At 45.1% G+C, this 1,467-nt stretch carries 2 protein-coding genes; both read left to right on the top strand.

Annotation, left to right across the window (positions count from 1 at the left end; genetic code table 11):
* The first annotated feature begins 477 nt into the window (after nucleotides 1-477).
* Nucleotides 478-909, top strand: a complete 432-nt coding sequence (locus tag ACT3RM_RS17825) for an acetyltransferase (protein ID WP_444511510.1) — start codon at nucleotides 478-480, stop codon at nucleotides 907-909.
* Nucleotides 910-1,020: 111 nt separating this feature from the next.
* Nucleotides 1,021-1,467 (top strand): nuclear transport factor 2 family protein (locus tag ACT3RM_RS17820; RefSeq protein WP_444511509.1); only part of this gene is annotated, 447 nt, incomplete at its 3' end.

Here is a 1,467-nt window from a genome sequence, read left to right as displayed (position 1 = left end):
TCGCTGCAATTGACCGCTGTTCCGCTTCGCTCTACAGCGGCAACTGAGCTTCGGCGTTAAATGTCACGACAGACTATGAGTAAGGGATTCGAAGTCAGAGATAACGCCAGTGGGAGGGTAACCATTTCGACCTTCTCATTTTGGCGTTCATGGAAAGTCAGTCTGTTACTCATGCTGCGCTATGGCTTTTACCGCTGGGGGCCGTATGTCCCTCCGGTAACAGATGAGGCCGTCCATCCACGTTTTCATCGGGGTAAGTTGATTATCGAATCTGGTTGGGACAATTGGTTTGGTTATGATTGGTCCGCAGCTAACCAAGAAACTGACGATTTTCTGTTAGATTTCTACGAGAACCATTGCCGTGGGAAGTGACGATTTAACAAGGCAATTAAATTCGTTCCGGCCTTCGGCCTCCACCGGACGCCCTTGTCAGGGCGCCGTTTATTGCTGGCGTTAAATTTTCAATCGGATGTAGTGATGAATATTGAGATCGTAGAAAAAGCAGATCACCTTAAGCTTATAGAAGTTTGGGAAGCTTCGGTCAGGGCAACCCATGATTTTCTGGCTGAAGATGATCTACAGGAGTTAAAACCGTTAATTCTGGAGCAGTATTTTGACGCAGTTGATTTAAGGTGCGCTAAAAATGGTCATGGTAAAATTCAGGGATTCTACGGCGTCCATGACGGTAATATTGAAATGTTATTCATCTCACCCGATGCACGCGGAAAAGGCATTGGTGCCATGTTGGCTGCCCATGCTATCAAAGAGCAGGGAGTATCAAAGGTCGATGTAAACGAGCAGAATGAACAGGCGCTAGGTTTTTATCAGCATATTGGCTTTAAAGTGACAGGTCGGTCGCCAGTCGATGGTCAGGGTAAACCTTATCCGCTGTTGCATATGGCGCTATAACAATTTAACAAGGCCAGGCACGGCGACGTCTTTTTCGTTGCGGCTTCGCCTTCACTACAAAGCCGCGCGTGCTGAGCGGCGTTATACCTAATCTAAACAGTGGAGGTTTTTATGAATAGATGGATGCTTACTTTTTTTACCTTAGTCTCGTCATTTAACGCGATAGCAGACACAGATTTATCCGTATTCGGAAAAAAGTATTTTTTAGCATGGGCAGCAACACAGGCACCTGATGCTACTGAAAAAGACTTAGAGCACTACCTGTCTTTCCTTAAACCTGATGTCGCCCACCAACACTTGCCCTACGATTCGGATGACTCCCGGTTACCTGACGGCAAAGAAAGTATTCGCGAAGGGATGTTGTTTTATTTAGGATCTCATTCTGAACATGAAGCTACTTTGAACCAAGTTATTCCCGCTCACAATGTGATTACCATTACATACACCACATCTAGTAAGGGAATTCACCCTCAAACAAATAAACTCATTGAATTACACTACTCAACGATGGAAGTTTTGGAAATCGAAGATGGAAAAATAGCAGTGATTCGGAAATAT

Origin of the sequence: Pseudoalteromonas sp. AOP7-A1-14 (assembly GCF_052376275.1) — a bacterium.
In the GTDB taxonomy this organism is placed as follows: Bacteria; Pseudomonadota; Gammaproteobacteria; order Enterobacterales; family Alteromonadaceae; genus Pseudoalteromonas.
The sequence above is the reverse complement of the archived record's forward strand: the minus strand, read 5'-3'. Positions and strand labels throughout refer to the sequence as shown.